General features: G+C 53.0%; 16 protein-coding genes and 1 riboswitch. Of the genes, 15 read left to right on the top strand and 1 reads right to left on the bottom strand.

Features of this window, described 5'->3' with window-relative positions; all coding sequences use genetic code 11:
* The first annotated feature begins 42 nt into the window (after positions 1-42).
* From AC0MA3_RS12630 to AC0MA3_RS12615, 4 genes are read left to right on the top strand one after another with little or no spacing between them, the layout of a single operon-like run.
* Positions 43-891 (top strand): glycosyltransferase family 2 protein, encoded by an 849-nt coding sequence (locus tag AC0MA3_RS12630; protein ID WP_474656470.1) that lies wholly within the window; start codon positions 43-45, stop codon positions 889-891.
* A complete protein-coding gene (locus AC0MA3_RS12625) occupies positions 888-2,072 on the top strand; it encodes a glycosyltransferase family 2 protein (RefSeq protein WP_474656469.1) in 1,185 nt (394 codons plus the stop codon). Before AC0MA3_RS12630 ends, AC0MA3_RS12625 begins: the two co-directional genes overlap by 4 nt.
* On the top strand, positions 2,069-2,806 hold the full coding sequence (locus AC0MA3_RS12620; protein WP_379159294.1) for a glycosyltransferase family 2 protein: 738 nt from the start codon (positions 2,069-2,071) through the stop codon (positions 2,804-2,806). Before AC0MA3_RS12625 ends, AC0MA3_RS12620 begins: the two co-directional genes overlap by 4 nt.
* A 47-nt stretch (positions 2,807-2,853) precedes the next feature.
* Positions 2,854-3,585 carry a sugar phosphate nucleotidyltransferase gene (locus AC0MA3_RS12615; RefSeq protein WP_379159297.1) on the top strand — a complete coding sequence of 244 codons (732 nt, stop codon included), beginning with the start codon at positions 2,854-2,856 and terminating at the stop codon, positions 3,583-3,585.
* Positions 3,586-3,759: 174 nt separating this feature from the next.
* On the opposite strand, the gene AC0MA3_RS12610 is transcribed toward AC0MA3_RS12615, so the two are convergent.
* Positions 3,760-4,305, bottom strand: coding sequence for a GNAT family N-acetyltransferase (locus AC0MA3_RS12610; protein WP_474656468.1), 546 nt, complete (start codon positions 4,303-4,305; stop codon positions 3,760-3,762).
* 255 nt (positions 4,306-4,560) lie between these two features.
* Between AC0MA3_RS12610 and AC0MA3_RS12605 the strand changes: the two genes are divergently transcribed.
* The 11 genes from AC0MA3_RS12605 (at position 4,561) to AC0MA3_RS12555 (ending at position 13,903) form a co-directional block, all read left to right on the top strand.
* Positions 4,561-4,854: a nucleoside-diphosphate sugar epimerase gene (locus AC0MA3_RS12605; RefSeq protein WP_083606978.1), complete on the top strand. Its 294-nt coding sequence runs from the start codon at positions 4,561-4,563 to the stop codon at positions 4,852-4,854.
* Positions 4,855-4,878: 24 nt separating this feature from the next.
* Positions 4,879-5,217, top strand: coding sequence for an alpha-helical endospore appendage domain-containing protein (locus tag AC0MA3_RS12600; protein ID WP_379159302.1), 339 nt, complete (start codon positions 4,879-4,881; stop codon positions 5,215-5,217).
* Positions 5,214-5,525, top strand: coding sequence for a hypothetical protein (locus AC0MA3_RS12595; protein WP_379159305.1), 312 nt, complete (start codon positions 5,214-5,216; stop codon positions 5,523-5,525). The genes AC0MA3_RS12600 and AC0MA3_RS12595 overlap by 4 nt, the downstream gene beginning before the upstream one ends.
* Positions 5,522-5,929, top strand: a complete 408-nt coding sequence (locus AC0MA3_RS12590) for a hypothetical protein (RefSeq protein WP_379159308.1) — start codon at positions 5,522-5,524, stop codon at positions 5,927-5,929. Before AC0MA3_RS12595 ends, AC0MA3_RS12590 begins: the two co-directional genes overlap by 4 nt.
* Before the next feature lie 166 nt (positions 5,930-6,095).
* Complete coding sequence (locus AC0MA3_RS12585; protein WP_379159311.1) at positions 6,096-6,620, top strand: GNAT family N-acetyltransferase; 525 nt, start codon at positions 6,096-6,098, stop codon at positions 6,618-6,620.
* A gap of 209 nt (positions 6,621-6,829) precedes the next feature.
* Positions 6,830-6,928, top strand: a riboswitch (purine riboswitch).
* 63 nt (positions 6,929-6,991) lie between these two features.
* A complete protein-coding gene (locus AC0MA3_RS12580; protein WP_474656467.1) occupies positions 6,992-8,329 on the top strand; it encodes a 5'-deoxyadenosine deaminase in 1,338 nt (445 codons plus the stop codon).
* 118 nt (positions 8,330-8,447) lie between these two features.
* Entirely contained in the window at positions 8,448-9,038 is a 591-nt protein-coding gene (locus AC0MA3_RS12575) for an RNA polymerase sigma factor (RefSeq protein WP_474656466.1), read from the top strand.
* The gene (locus tag AC0MA3_RS12570; protein ID WP_474656465.1) at positions 9,035-10,207 is read left to right on the top strand and encodes a hypothetical protein; all 1,173 of its coding nucleotides are present in this window, start codon (positions 9,035-9,037) and stop codon (positions 10,205-10,207) included. Before AC0MA3_RS12575 ends, AC0MA3_RS12570 begins: the two co-directional genes overlap by 4 nt.
* Positions 10,208-10,374: 167 nt before the next feature.
* On the top strand, positions 10,375-12,273 hold the full coding sequence (locus tag AC0MA3_RS12565; protein ID WP_474656464.1) for an LTA synthase family protein: 1,899 nt from the start codon (positions 10,375-10,377) through the stop codon (positions 12,271-12,273).
* 9 nt (positions 12,274-12,282) lie between these two features.
* Positions 12,283-13,728, top strand: coding sequence for a glycan biosynthesis hexose transferase WsfD (wsfD, locus tag AC0MA3_RS12560; RefSeq protein ID WP_474656463.1), 1,446 nt, complete (start codon positions 12,283-12,285; stop codon positions 13,726-13,728).
* Positions 13,718-13,903, top strand: a complete 186-nt coding sequence (locus tag AC0MA3_RS12555; protein ID WP_474656462.1) for a Spo0E family sporulation regulatory protein-aspartic acid phosphatase — start codon at positions 13,718-13,720, stop codon at positions 13,901-13,903. Before wsfD ends, AC0MA3_RS12555 begins: the two co-directional genes overlap by 11 nt.
* Positions 13,904-14,059 lie beyond the last annotated feature (156 nt).

Below are 14,059 nucleotides of genomic sequence, written 5' to 3'. Positions count from 1 at the left end.
TGTAACCCTCAGCCCGGAGACCATGCCCTGCAAGGAAGGTGGATGAGCTTGAAGCATACACGTACATCTGCCCGCCGCACGGGTCGGCGGGCTTTGCGACCAACGCGGAGGACTTCCCGGCCGGTGCGTTCTGACGTGCTGCGCCCTGTGGCCAATCACCCGGACCCTTATGTGTCGGTGATTATTCCGGCTATGAATGAAGCCGGAACGATCGCTAAGGTGATCGCCGGTGCGAGGGGAGTCCATTCCCGTTGTGAGGTTATTGTTGTGGTGAATGGTTCTGCCGATCATACGGCAGACATCGCGTTATCACTGGGTGCCCATGTCATTCTCTTCGAGCAGCCGCTAGGACATGATGTGGGCCGCAGTATCGGAGCAGAGGCTGCCAAGGGGGAAGTTCTTCTTTTTACCGATGGTGATCTAGTCATTCCTGCTTCACAGCTGCGTCCCTTTGTGGCCGCAGTCAGTCAAGGAACAGATGTCGCTCTTAATGATTATTCAGGTCCGGTACGCGGCCACTTCCCGCATCCGGTAGTACTCTCCAAGCATGCGCTCAATATTATTCTTGGCCGTCCGGACCTGAAAGGCTGCTCCATGACGGCGGTACCCCATGCGCTCAGCCGCAAAGCTTATGCCGATCTGGGAAGCAGCCTGTTGTCAAGACCGCCTCTGGCACATGCCCAGGCTGTGCTTGACGGCTTGTCTGTGAAGGCGGTGCATAAGATCCCTGTCGGCAGGCTGAATGCAATCCGCCCCAAGCGGGCGGGGACGGATCCGTTACGCGAGGTGATTCTTAAGGATCATCTTGATGCGGCAGGCCTGGTGATTCAGCGCAGAGGCGAAAGAGCGGGGTTCGGCGACGGGAACCGGCGGAGGGAGATGGTGAGATGAGAGCGGTGATGTCTGAATCTATATCAAGCTCCCGGCAAAAGACACCTGCGGCACTTCCCGCCCGCGGTGCTAAGGACCAAGCACGGCAGACTGCGGCTGTGCGGCGGGCGCGGGCTGCCTTGTCTGGTGCCTCTGCCGCATCTGTCTCACCGGGCGCAACCGCCCAAGGCAGTTCTGCGGCTGCCCTTATTGAGGCGGCAGGAGCTTCATCTTCCCGCCGGAATGGAGCGGTCCGTTCCATCGGCCGCCGCAAGAAGACTCCTGCTGCCACGGCCGGAGGAGCCGCAGTCCGCCGGAGTACCACCGGCAGTCCTGCCTCCAACCGGCAAAGAGTCGGCCGTCCCTCTCGCCGCGTAGCGGCAGGTGTTAAGGCTCGAGGTTCCTCCACTTACCGGGGAGCAAAGCCGCAGCTGCCGCAACTGAATGGAGCATTGTCGGTGATTATATCGGCCCGCAATGAAAGGCAAGCCTTACCTGGGTTGTTGAAACAGGTAGAGCGGCTACATCCGGCCGAAATCATCGTAGTCCTGAATGGGTGCACGGATGACAGTTATAAGTTCGCCCGGCTATGCAAGCAGGCCACAGTGGTGCATTGCCCGGAATCTGCCGGGCATGACGTGGGCCGGGCCATTGGGGCCAAGCTCAGCCGGGGAGACATCCTGCTGTTCCTTGATGGAGATATGGTCATTCCTGCGCCGCAGCTGGCTATTTTTGCAGCGGCCGTGGACGGCGGGGTGGATGTGGCGCTGAATGATCTGGATATGTTGCTGCCTGCATTTGGCTTAAGCGACGATGTCACCCGCTGCAAACTGTATCTGAACAGCGTACTGGGGCGCAGTGATCTGGGTGTCAGCTCGATGACCGCTGTGCCGCACGCCTTGTCACGGAGGGCCCTCGAGCGGATCGGCTACCGTGAGCTAATGGTCCCTCCCAAAGCGCAGGCGATCTCGATTATGGAGCAGCTGCGGGTAGAGAAAGCCGGGACGGTAAACGTCATTAAGCGTAACCGTCTCCGCCAGGGAAACATAGGAGCCGGCAATGCCATAGAGCAGCTGATTACCGGGGACCATGCCGAAGCGCTGCTTCGGGTGCTCATCCACCGTGACAAAAGCTGCGGGTTCACCGGTGAAAACCTGCTGGAGCAACGGCGGCAATTGGCAGCCTGGAGGAACAGCCTATGACGATAACCAGTATCATAATTCCTACGTATAACAGGGTCGGGCTGCTGCGCTCCTGTATTGAATCCATCAGGGCAAATACGGAACACGCTTATGAAATCATCGTGGTCGACAATGCCTCAACGGATGGTACCGATGTTTATTGCCGTGAGAATAAGCTGACCTTTATTTCACTTCCAGAGAACCGGGGATTTCCGGTGGCTTGTAATCTGGGATTGCAGTTGGCCTCAGGGGATGAACTGTTGCTTTTGAACAATGACGTTATTGTACCGAGGGGTTGGTTGGAGAACCTCAAGCAGGCTTTGTACAGTGCACCGGACATCGGCATCGTGGGGCCTGTAACGAATTATGCCAGCGGCCGGCAGCAGGTGGCGACGTCATACGCGAATATCTCCGAATTCCATGCTGAGGCTCAGCGGGTGAGTCTTCAAGGTCTTCTCGGGTGGAGAGAAACACGGCGGCTGGTCGGTCTATGCTTTTTATTAAAAAGAGAGCTGATGGACACTATTGGACTCCTGGATGAGCGGTACTCTCCCGGACATTATGAGGACGATGATTACTGCTACCGCGCCCGGCTGCGGGGTTACCGTCTGCTGATCGCCGGGAATTGCCTTGTGCATCATGAAGGAAGCGCCAGCTTCAAGGAGGTCTACTCCTCCGGGCTTCAGGAGCTGGTGGAACGGGGGCGCAGGATATTTATGGATAAATGGAGCATAGATCCTGCACAGTTCATCTAAACGGTTGACCCAAAGGCTAAAGCCACAGATAAAAAGGAGGAAAGTAAGTGAAAGGAGTCATACTGGCGGGCGGAACAGGATCAAGGCTATATCCGCTGACCCGGCTTATGAACAAACATTTGCTTCCGGTCGGCAAATATCCCATGGTGTGTTACGGTATCGACCGATTGCGCCGGGGGGGCATAACCGATATTCTCCTGGTCATCAGCAAGCAGTCCGCGGGGCAATATACGGATTTTTTAGGCAGCGGCGCAGAGTTTGGCGTCTCTCTGACTTACAAAATTCAGGAGGCTGCCGGTGGCATTGCGGAGGCACTGGAGCTAGCGGAGGGATTCATTCTCCCGGGTGAGCGGTTTGTTGTGCTGCTTGGTGACAATCTTTTTATGGATGATCTGATGCCTTATATGAAGAGGTATCTGCAGCAGCCTAAGGGGACTGCCAAGGTCTTATTGAAACCGGTAGAGGATGCGAGAAGATACGGCGTCCCGGTGTTCGACAGTCAGGATACCGGCTTGATCGCCTATATCGAAGAGAAGCCGGAGCATCCGAAGTCAACATATTGCGTAACCGGCATTTACATGTACGATGAGGCTGTATTTGATATTATCCGGCGCGTATCTCCCTCCAAGAGAGGGGAGCTTGAGATTACCGACGTGAACAACATTTACGCAGCAAACCGTAGACTCAGCTACGATGTGCTCAAGGAATGGTGGAGTGACGCAGGAACGTTCCAGTCTCTTTATGAAGCCGGAGAAAAGCTGAAAAACACGCTGCCGTGAGGCGCGTGTTTTTTTGCGTGCGCAATATGCCAATCTCCAGCAACTGAATTTTAGCTGGAAATGCCGTCGGCGTGCTGATAACGGCAGGAATGCCGTTATTGGCACCGACCCGATTTTGCACCCACGTATACTTATCGCCTCATCTCCCGCAGTTTCAGCAGCCCGGCTACCCGGCTACCGGCCCGCTACCCCGCTCTCTGCAGGAGCCGGGGCAGCAGGCCGGGCGATCCGCCACCAGATCAGCCCATCCGCTTCCCGGTGCTTGTGTGCGCCTAGGTGCTCAAGCACCTTGTGCGAGGCGGTGTTATCTTTTTCCGTATCAGCAATAACCCAGTGTGCCCGGGGATCGCTGAAGACCCAGTCGCAGATACACTGCACAGCCTCCGTAGCGTAGCCTTGTCTGCGGTGGCTCTCATGGATGAGATAACCCAGGATGACTTCGCCCTGATCATTAGGGCAGCCTTTGAGAATGATGAAGCCGATCAGGCGCTGCTCTTCCCGCTGAATAACCGCCCAGTTCGTCAGCCACGGATAGTTGAGCGGGTCCTTCATTACTTTGGAGTACCGGATCTGCATGGCATACTGCATTTCATCGTCCAGCTCCGTACCACTGGGGTTCAGGCCCAGAGTCTGCTCCAGCCCGGCATAGTTGATTCCTGCCAAGGATAGCTCTACCAGTGTTAAAGGCCGTAAATCCAAACGGCCGCTTGTGATTTTCAACAGAAATACCTCCTGTTCCGCTCTTGCCGCTTCCGAGATTCTTATGTAAAAAGGTTAAAATCCACTCTCAGCATAATATCGCTATTCAACATTTGTCAATATTTAACATCCCTATGAATGTGCCGAATTACCAGTCCGCCGTTCCCGCCACCCCCTGCCTCCTCCCCAGCTATTCCGCGGTAACCTACAGTAAGGGCGCGCACCGTGGGGGCTTCTGCCGCATATGCTGTAGCAGGGCGTTTGAGCAAAGGAGACATGAAGGTGCAGAGTAAAATAACGAAGGTCCTGCAGCACATGGCCCATACGCACGAACAGATGGCGCGGATTCTCGATGCCGAACGCCACGTAGCCGTCCGTATGTCGCAAATTGTCCATGATCTGCCGGATGTGGAGCCTGACTTTGGCGGATTCAGCGGGCTGGTGGAGAGCACGGGTCAGGTTAACAAAAATATTATTGCCTACCTGAACGCAATCGCTGACCTCGAAGAGGCGATGGCTGAAGGGGTAGGCAGGGTGATCAAGGAACTGGGCGGCCAGGAAGAAGAGTAGCGCTTAAGGAGCAGGAGGTGGAAGATGAGCAGAGAAAAGGCTTTTCTGCAGATGCTGGAGTCGTCCGCCACTATTCAGTGGAACATCGCGATGATCCTTGAGGCTAAAGCGGTGGAAGCGGAAAAAGTGAAGCAGTGGGCACAGCATCATATCCACGCTAGAGCGTTCGACTCCCATGAAGAACAGCTGAAGGAATCCATCTCCATTCATGAGGTGATCGTGGAAATGGTAGAGGGGCTGACCAAGCTGGAGAACGGACTGTACAGCAATCTAAAAGCGGTGCTGGGCAGCGGTGAAGAAAGCGGCGAAGGGTTCGGCGGTATGTCCGGCGAAGGATTTGATTTTGGGGAAGACAGCAAATGAGCGGCGGGCTGCTCTCTGAACATGCCGTCAAGCTGGAGATGATCCGCTCCATTGCCCGCAGTCAGGCTGCACTTGCGGCCATCCTGGAGAGTATCGCCGAGGTTACAGGGCAATCGGAGCTGACAGCCCGCAAGCTGAGCGACAATATCCGGATTCTAAGCCAATATCAAAGCGCGATGTGCCGGATGATGTCCGGTATTTCGCTGCACCGGCCCAAACGGGGAATTCCTGCTGCGCCTTGGCTGAGTACGGCTTGCGCAGGCGGTACCTCTGGAAGTACAAGGAGTACAGGAGGAGTGGAAGGATGAAGAAAAAGAAACTTGGAAAGCTGCGCTCGGGCGGCAGAACCCGCAGACGCATACTGCTGTCGCGCAAAGCCAGAGTCCGCAAAGGGCCTTTGCGCAAAACGCGCAGAGGTTTAATCCGCCGTACGGGCAAGACCAAGAGAAGTCTCTTGCTGCGCAGAAAAAGAAGGCTCCGCCGCCGGATCGCCCGGAGGGTGCATGTCATTCAGCCGCCGGTACAGGTAGTAGCCGCTGTTGAGGCTCCGCCCGTGCCGCAGGTGGTACCGCTCCCCCCGGATTTGGGCGTCCCTCCGGAAATGCCCCCGGGAGACGCCTTTCAGCAGGGCTACACCGAAGCATACAACGTGGGGTTCGATGCAGGTTTCGCCAAGGGCTTCGAGGACGGGCATAAGCTGGAGCTTGGCTAATCCGCGCGGAGTCACAGAATGAGCGGCTCTGTAGAGGCATAAGATGTCTGCCGCCTCTATAGAGCCTGCGGATTACCCTGCACTATCGAGCTCACTCCCGGATATGGTAGACTTCTTAACAGAATCTCTACCAGGTTCAAATGCCGATAGGAAAGCAGGGATGTACATGAGTGGGAATGAGATACGCATTGCTCAAGAAGATGAGATCGGAGAGATCATGGAGCTGATTGCCAAATGTGTACAGGTCATGCAGGAGGGCGGAAGCGATCAATGGGATGATACTTACCCCAACCGTGAGGTTATAGGGAAGGATATTGCTGACGGTACCTTATATGTCTGTGTGGATCAGGGCGCCATTGCCGGAATCATTGTACTGGACGAAAACCAGGCAGAGCAATATAAAGCGATTGACTGGCTGGTGGCAAAGGGGCCGAATCTGATGATGCACCGGCTGGCCGTTCATCCGGAGGTTCAGGGCAAAGGGATTGCCCGCAAGCTGATCGCTTTTGCTGAAGAGTATGCAAATAGCGGCGGATATACCAGTATACGGCTGGATACCTATGCCAAGAATAACAGGGCACTGACGCTGTATTCATCCCTTGGCTATGAACGCAGAGGCGAAGTGGATTTTCCGGGGCGGACAGCGAACTTTCCTGTGTTCGAGAAAGTGCTGGCATCCGGTGATGAATAATGGACAAGCCTGCAAAAGATAACAGTCGGGGTTCCGAGTGAAGTGGACAAGCAATAGATTGATATTTAGTGATAGATAAACTAACACAATTAGAGTTATCCAATCGATTATTTACATGTTAACTCTTGAAAAAAATATTTAGTGTTATTTTATCTTACTCTTATTGACAATAAAGTTGTCATTCATTTATGATGGGGTTATTCAGTAAGCAATTGAATAATCCTTTTTTTCGTATATCCTTAATAATTGGTTTAAGGGTCTCTACCGGGAACCGTAAATTTCTGGCTACGAAAATATGCCTTGGCATATTTTTGTGGCCTTTTTGTGTTAACGGCAGCTAAGGATGGCAGAAGACAAGGGGGACGACGAAGATGGCAAACATTCTGATCAAGAACGCAGAGATTATCACTATGAACAAGCAGGAAGAAATTATATATGGAGATATCCGTATCCAGGAAAACCTGATTACCGAGATCGGCACCGGACTTGCGGCACAGGGGGATGAACGGGTGATTGATGCCACGAACCGCACAGTCATCCCCGGTTTTGTCCAGACTCATATACACCTCTGCCAGACACTGTTCCGGGGCAAAGGGGATGATCTGGAGCTGATGGACTGGCTGCGCAAGCGGATCTGGCCGCTCGAAGCGGCGCATGACGAGGAATCGCTCTACTACTCCGCCATGCTGGGAATTGGGGAGCTAATCTCCAGCGGCACGACGACCATTGTGGATATGGAGACGGTGAATCATACGGATTTTGCGTTTCAGGCGATTGCGAAGAGCGGTATCCGCGCCTTGTCTGGCAAGGTGATGATGGATCAGAAGAACGCCGATGCACCCGCAGCGCTGCAGGAGGAGACGGCGGCTTCGCTGCAGGAGAGTGTGGATCTGCTTGAAAAATGGAACGGGTACGGCGGTGGACGGATTCAGTATGCATTTTCGCCGCGTTTTGTGATCTCCTGTACGGAGCAACTGCTGCGGGAGGTGCGCGATCTCTCGGAGCGTTACGGGGTTAAGGTGCATACGCATGCCTCTGAGAATTTGGGGGAAATCGAGATCGTTCAGGCCATGACCGGGATGCGCAACATCGTCTATCTGGATCATCTGGGGCTGGCGAATGAACGCCTGATTCTGGCGCATTGTGTCTGGGTGGATGAGGAGGAGCGGCGGATTTTGCGCGACAGAGGCGTTCATGTCAGTCATTGTCCCGGCTCTAATCTGAAGCTGGCTTCCGGTATCGCCGATACACCGGCCATGCTGCATGACCATATCCATCTCAGCCTTGGCGCAGATGGTGCTCCATGCAACAACAACCTGGATATGTTCAATGAAATGCGGCTGGCTGCCATGATTCAGAAGCCGCAGCATGGGCCGACCACAATGGATGCAAGAAGTGTGTTCCGGATGGCGACAATTGGCGGAGCCCGAGCCGTAGGCATGGAGGATCAGATCGGCAGCATTGAAGTCGGCAAAAAAGCGGATCTGGCGATCCTGAATCTCTATAACTTCCACACCTTCCCCTCTTTTGATGTAGATCCGATCTCCCGTATTGTCTATTCTGCCACCCGTGCGGATGTGGAAACCACGATTATCGACGGAGACATCCTTATGGATAAAGGTCTGCTGAAGACTGTAGACAAGGACACGGTGCTGCATGAAGCCAACCGTTCCATTAAAAGACTGTTGGCACACACATCGCTGGTCTAATATATCCGCTAACGATGTAACAGCAGAGGGGAGAGGCCCTCTGCTTTTTTTTGTCTTTTTTAGTGATTTCGGGAACCTTTCCATTAGAATTAAGGTCATATCAAGTGAGGTGAAGGCGTTGGAACTGGGATGGGATATGGAACACCAGCAGCTGGTGCATGCGGCCGCCATGAGCGAAGAACAGCTGAGGAAGATTATGGATTTTTACGGCGGTGAGATATGGAATTATATTTATTACCTTACCAAAAGCGCCGATATAGCGGACGACCTGGCGCAGGAGGTATTTATTAAATGTTATTACCGGATAGGGACCTACCGGGGCTCCTCGTCCTTTAAGGCGTGGTTGTTCACCATAGCCCGGAATACGGTATTCTCTTACCGCAAATCGCGGTTCTTCCGGTCAGGGCTTTGGGGCGGTGTCCAGATGATGACCCATGCTGAACCTGCCAAGAATAGCTTCCCTGATGAACTGCTGGGCACAACCCGCTCTGCGGAGATGGAGTACCTCGGCAACCGCCGGATGGATGAGATCTGGAACGTGATCATGCAGCTTCCTGACAAGTTCCGCGAGGTACTGGTGCTGGATCTGAAAGCGGAGCTGTCTATTCAGGAAATCGCCGGATTAACCGGACTCTCACCGGGAACCGTCAAATCCAGGCTGCACCGGGCGCGGCATAAGATCCAGGTGAAATTAAGGGGGATGGAATGATGAAGGAGCGGGAGCCTGAGTGGTATGAAGATGCTCGGAAGGGTCCATTCCGGGAATCAAGGTTCACGGATACGGCAGCCGATAATGTCATTATGCGTGTGCGAAGCGGTGCACTGGTCCCGGAGCGGGTGAGTAATAAGCTGCGATTAAGCTTCATAGCGGCTGCGATCCTTCTGCTGTTGGCCGGAACCGGAGCCTTCCTCCAGCAGAAAGGACTTCTGGGGGAAGGCAGACAGGCGGGGTTGTTCTATCAGGAGGTGAAACCCCCCGACCTAACCGATGCCGGGCTCCGCAAGACTGCCGAGCGCATTATGCAGGAGCAGCTTGGGAAGAAGCTTTCTTTTGTGAGTCTGGAGCGGATGGATAGAATAAATGAGGCCCGGCTTATTTTTGGAGATATGACATCTCCTAGCACCTTCAGAATGAATACACAGACCGGTGAAGTGATGGATTGGAATATGAACGCTCTTTATAGCCTTGAAGATATCGATCCAAACCTGATCAGCGATGCCACCGGGAAACTTCGGGACAGCGGGTATAAGGGGGAGTTTACAGTTACCGGGCTTAAGAGGAACGTAGTGCTCTGGCAAGAAGCTGATGCCGTCCAGATCCATGAGGTTCTCCTCGGAAAAGAAGGACAAATCGATTATGCAAACGGCATTTATGCCGGGGCGACCCTCAACCTGGACGCTAAAGAGGTGGGTGTTGAGGTGCTACAGAAATCAGATCAGGCCCTGAAGCTGCTTAGAGGCGAGGGTGAAGATCACTTGTATCGGATTACACGGGGTATGGGTGCGACATGGGATGTAATCAATTTCACCTATGGAGAAGATGAAAATGGGCCTTCCACAGTGATGATGGATTATGCCACACATCAAATCTTGCAGGTAGAGGATGACACCTTATATAGCGAAGGGTCCTATGATTCCGGAATTCGTGGCGAGCAGGACACGAACCTGCTGGCTATGGATAACACCAAGCTTCAGCGCTCGGCCGCCGCTATTGCAAATGAACTGTTCGGTATCCGTCTGGAGGATTATACGATCGTTCACAAAACGATAGGGAACATTACTTTTGAGAGCCCGGGAGGTCAGTTTCGTATCAACGCCTCGTTTAACTATGACGGAATATTCTACAGTATGGGGCGGCTGATCGGCACTACAGAATGATAAGATGAGTCGAACCTAATAGATGTTATGAAGGGACGTTTGCCCATAAAGGCGGCGTCCTTTTTTTGATAACCCATGGAACTATTGTTATACTAGAGAAATCTGAGATTTTACAAAAAAAGAGAATTGGGTTAACAAAAATCATCTAAAAGTTAAGAGGGGAAGTTATGAACGAGAGTAAGCCTGTGCGGGTAGGTGCACATTTCTATATCGTGGCAGGGCTGATCTGGCTGAAGCTGCTGCTGCTGCGGGGGCTGTTTTTTGACCGGATTGCCTGGGAATGGATTGCAGCGGATTGGGCTCCGGTGCTGCTGCTGTTGGGGATTCTGGCCCTGGTCCTTCCGGCCCGGCTGAAGACGGGGGTGTACTGGGCATTCAACGGACTGATGTCGCTGGTGTTGTTTGCGGCCAGTGTGTATTTTAATCATTTTGGCTCGGTTCCAACCTACCTGGCCTTGTATGAGCTGAATCAGGTCTTTCAGGTAAAAGAGAGCGTAGAGTCTACGATCCAGATTGTGGACTATCTGTTTTTTGCGGATCTGGTGGTCATGTTTGTCTACTGGCTGTTCCGCAGATGGAGCAGAGGGGCAGCCCGGCCGCTGCGCCGCTTTGTCTCACCGGGCGCACGAAGAGTACAGTGGATCGTTATTCTGGTTGCGATTATAGGCGGCGGCTCGCTGTCAGCCTACTCCATTCACGCGGCGCGCGGAATTACCAACGAGCTGGTACAGGCGGAGAGCGCAGGGTTCCTGAATTATGAGGTGTTCGCAGTAATGAAATCCCAGGAGGACAGCGGCCTCATCGGTACAGGGGATATCAAGGATACCATTGCCAAGGTGAACGCGCTTGAGACTACTTATCCTTATAGCAGTAAGGCTGCAGGAACAATCCCCGATGAATTCGGTTCGCAAAAGGGTAAGAATGTAATTGTTATTCAGATGGAAGCTTTTCAGAATTTCCCGCTGCATCAGTCGCTGGACGGGCAGGAGCTGACACCGGTGCTGAACCGTTTGGCCGGGGAAGGAATTTATTTTCCGCATGTCTACCAGCAGATTGGGGCGGGCAACACTTCAGATGCCGAGTTTATGAGCAATACCTCCATTTATCCGATTGCTTCGCTTGCCATGTCCACCGGCTTCGGAGACCGGGTGCTGCCGAGTCTGCCGCGTCTTTTACGGGATAAAGGCTATGAGGCGTATACTTTTCATGTGAACAAGGTTGGCTTCTGGAACCGCAATGAGCTGTATCCGGCGCTGGGCTTCAATGGTTATTATGACAAGGGTGCCTTCAAAAATGACCATTTCAATGCCTTCGGCGCTTCCGACGAGCAGCTCTATATTACGGCCTTAGACAAGCTGGCTGCGCTGCAATCCAAGGGAACACCCTTCTATGCCCAGCTGGTGACGGCTTCGAGTCATCATCCCTTCAAAATCCCGGATGCCTTCAAAAAAATCACCCTGCCGGAACATTTGCAGAATACGATGCTGGGTGACTATCTGACGGCCATCAACTATACGGATTACGCTGTAGGAACACTTGTCGAAGGACTGAAGCAAAAAGGGCTCTGGGAGAATACTGTGCTGGTGCTGTACGGTGACCATTTCGGGCTGCAGCCGCAGGATGTTCCGCCGGAGCAGGTGGAGGAGGCACTCGGGATCCCTTACGATTCCCGGATCAGCCGCTTCAACATCCCGTTTATTATTCATACGCCGGGAATGGCAAAGGGCCGGGTTGTAGAGCGCACTGGGGGGCAGCTCGATATCTTGCCTACCCTTGCCAATCTGCTCGGCGTATCGTTGAAGCAGGAGGGGTTCACGGCATTTGGACATGACCTGCTTAATATTGACCGCAACGTGGTGGGGATGCGCTATTATTCGCCGACAGGGACTTTTTTCAATGACGAGATTATGTTCGTGCCGGGCAAGGGTTTCGTAGATGGTAAGGCGGTGTCGCTGGATACGCTCGAGCCTGTGGCGGATTACAGCAAATATCAAGGGGATTATGATTATATTCTGAAGCTGATGGGCTTATCGGACGAATATGTGAAGCTGCTTCCGCAGCGGTAAGGGGAAAAGATGAAACGATTAATCAAAGCAGAAAATCTCATTGTCCTTGCAGGCTGTGGGCTGATTATTTATTTGCTGTTTGTGCAGCCGTTCGTGGGGGTTGCCGACAATGGCGACTTCAAGCGGATGATGAGCACAGTAGGACTGGATTATTATAATGCTGCGGAAAGTTATGCCGACCGGTTTTTCAGCTTCAGCCATTCCAGATTTTCCTATGAAAATTTATTCGAGGGCTTCTACCCTTCCTCGCAGATTGTACTGGTATTGGTGCCAAGACTGCTGGCCGGGCTGGTGCACGGCAGTTACTTTGATATCCGTCTTCTGGCGGCGGTGTATGCACTATTGCTGCTGACCGCCACATGGCTGACAGTGAAGATAGGGATGCGAAGCTCTTATATTACAGGACTGCTGCTAGGCGCAGGAATGTTATTCGTATTTTATGATATCGGGTATCTGGCTTACTTCAATTCACTGTTCGGTGAGCCGGTGTCGATGGTGGCCATGCTGCTTACCTTTGCGCTGGGGCTGAGGCTGTCCCTACAGGAGCGCCCGACCACCAAAGGCCTGACGCTGTTTTTTATCGCTGTCCTGTTTCTGATCTGCTCCAAAATACAGAATGCGCCGGTCGGTATCGCCTTCTCACTAATCTTTCTGCGTTTTATGACACTGAACGGAACGGGGAACTGGCGCAAGCTGGCGATGCGGTTCGCAGTGGCGGTGTGTCTTGTCTCTGTAATCATGTATGTGGCTGCGCCCAAGGAACTGAAGCATATCAATCTGTATCAGACCGTGTTTTTCGGGATTTTGAACCAATCGCCGGATGTGTTGGGGGATTTGCGCGAGCTGGGCTTGCCGGAGAAGCTGGAAGTGCTGGCGGGAACGAATTATTTCGAGGCTGGTACGGCTATCAAACAGGATGATCCGTCGCTTCAGGCAGATTTCTACGACCGGGTCTCCCATAAGGATGTGCTTTTCTTCTATATTAAGAATCCCTCACGGCTAATAGACGGCATGAAATATGCTGCCCGGAACAGTATGGACCTGCGTCCTTATTATCTGGGAAACTATGAGAAGTCAGAGGGGCTGCCGGAGAAGACCTTATCCTATACGTACAGCACCTGGAGCCAGTTCAAAAGAGAGGTTCTTCCGCATTCACTAGGCTTTTTGGCTGTTTTCTATCTTCTCTATTATGCCGGAGTCCTCTTCGAGTATTTCCGCAGCCGGGATTTGCGTGGACGGATCGCGGGTGAACTGCTGATGCTGCTGGGGCTGATTGGACTATTTTCGTTCCTGGTTCCGATTCTGGGGGATGGCAGGGCCGATATCGGGAAGCACTTGTTTCTGTTCAACGTCTGCTTTGATATGATGGCTGTGGCGATGTTCGGCTGGCTGATCCATAAGTTTGTTCGACTGGTACAATCCATGCTCGGGAGGGAAGGCCGCTATGGGAGATAGACAACATCAGGCACAGATTGAACACGCCAGAAAAGAATTACATACCTTGGCCTTGGAGCATGGGATTCAGCATCCCCGGGTGCTCAGCCAATCGGTGAAGCTGGATGCCCTGATCAATGAGTATTTTGATTGTCAGGCTGTTGATGACGACAAACACCCGGAGAGAGATTCGTAGATTGCAATGCGGGTAATGCAGGACAATACGGGAAAATGAGAAAGACACTTGTACAGACATGCTTTATCTGTGCAGGTGTCTTTTCGTATTATTAGGTCAACCGGAAAACTTCTGGTTGGCCTATTTCTGTAGGTGTTTTAAGATGGCGGTAGCCGG

This window comes from Paenibacillus sp. LS-5 (assembly GCF_056121505.1).
The sequence above is the reverse complement of the archived record's forward strand: the minus strand, read 5'-3'. Positions and strand labels throughout refer to the sequence as shown.

What these genes read in the sequence shown, in the direction of transcription:
- wsfD (WP_474656463.1), top strand. Translation starts at nt 12,283, where the DNA reads ATGAAACGATTAATCAAAGCAGAAAATCTCATTGTCCTTGCAGGCTGT.
- AC0MA3_RS12630 (WP_474656470.1), top strand. Translation starts at nt 43, where the DNA reads ATGAGCTTGAAGCATACACGTACATCTGCCCGCCGCACGGGTCGGCGG.
- AC0MA3_RS12580 (WP_474656467.1), top strand. Translation starts at nt 6,992, where the DNA reads ATGGCAAACATTCTGATCAAGAACGCAGAGATTATCACTATGAACAAG.
- AC0MA3_RS12570 (WP_474656465.1), top strand. Translation starts at nt 9,035, where the DNA reads ATGATGAAGGAGCGGGAGCCTGAGTGGTATGAAGATGCTCGGAAGGGT.
- AC0MA3_RS12605 (WP_083606978.1), top strand. Translation starts at nt 4,561, where the DNA reads ATGAAGGTGCAGAGTAAAATAACGAAGGTCCTGCAGCACATGGCCCAT.
- AC0MA3_RS12585 (WP_379159311.1), top strand. Translation starts at nt 6,096, where the DNA reads ATGAGTGGGAATGAGATACGCATTGCTCAAGAAGATGAGATCGGAGAG.
- AC0MA3_RS12600 (WP_379159302.1), top strand. Translation starts at nt 4,879, where the DNA reads ATGAGCAGAGAAAAGGCTTTTCTGCAGATGCTGGAGTCGTCCGCCACT.
- AC0MA3_RS12595 (WP_379159305.1), top strand. Translation starts at nt 5,214, where the DNA reads ATGAGCGGCGGGCTGCTCTCTGAACATGCCGTCAAGCTGGAGATGATC.
- AC0MA3_RS12590 (WP_379159308.1), top strand. Translation starts at nt 5,522, where the DNA reads ATGAAGAAAAAGAAACTTGGAAAGCTGCGCTCGGGCGGCAGAACCCGC.
- AC0MA3_RS12565 (WP_474656464.1), top strand. Translation starts at nt 10,375, where the DNA reads ATGAACGAGAGTAAGCCTGTGCGGGTAGGTGCACATTTCTATATCGTG.
- AC0MA3_RS12625 (WP_474656469.1), top strand. Translation starts at nt 888, where the DNA reads ATGAGAGCGGTGATGTCTGAATCTATATCAAGCTCCCGGCAAAAGACA.
- AC0MA3_RS12620 (WP_379159294.1), top strand. Translation starts at nt 2,069, where the DNA reads ATGACGATAACCAGTATCATAATTCCTACGTATAACAGGGTCGGGCTG.
- AC0MA3_RS12555 (WP_474656462.1), top strand. Translation starts at nt 13,718, where the DNA reads ATGGGAGATAGACAACATCAGGCACAGATTGAACACGCCAGAAAAGAA.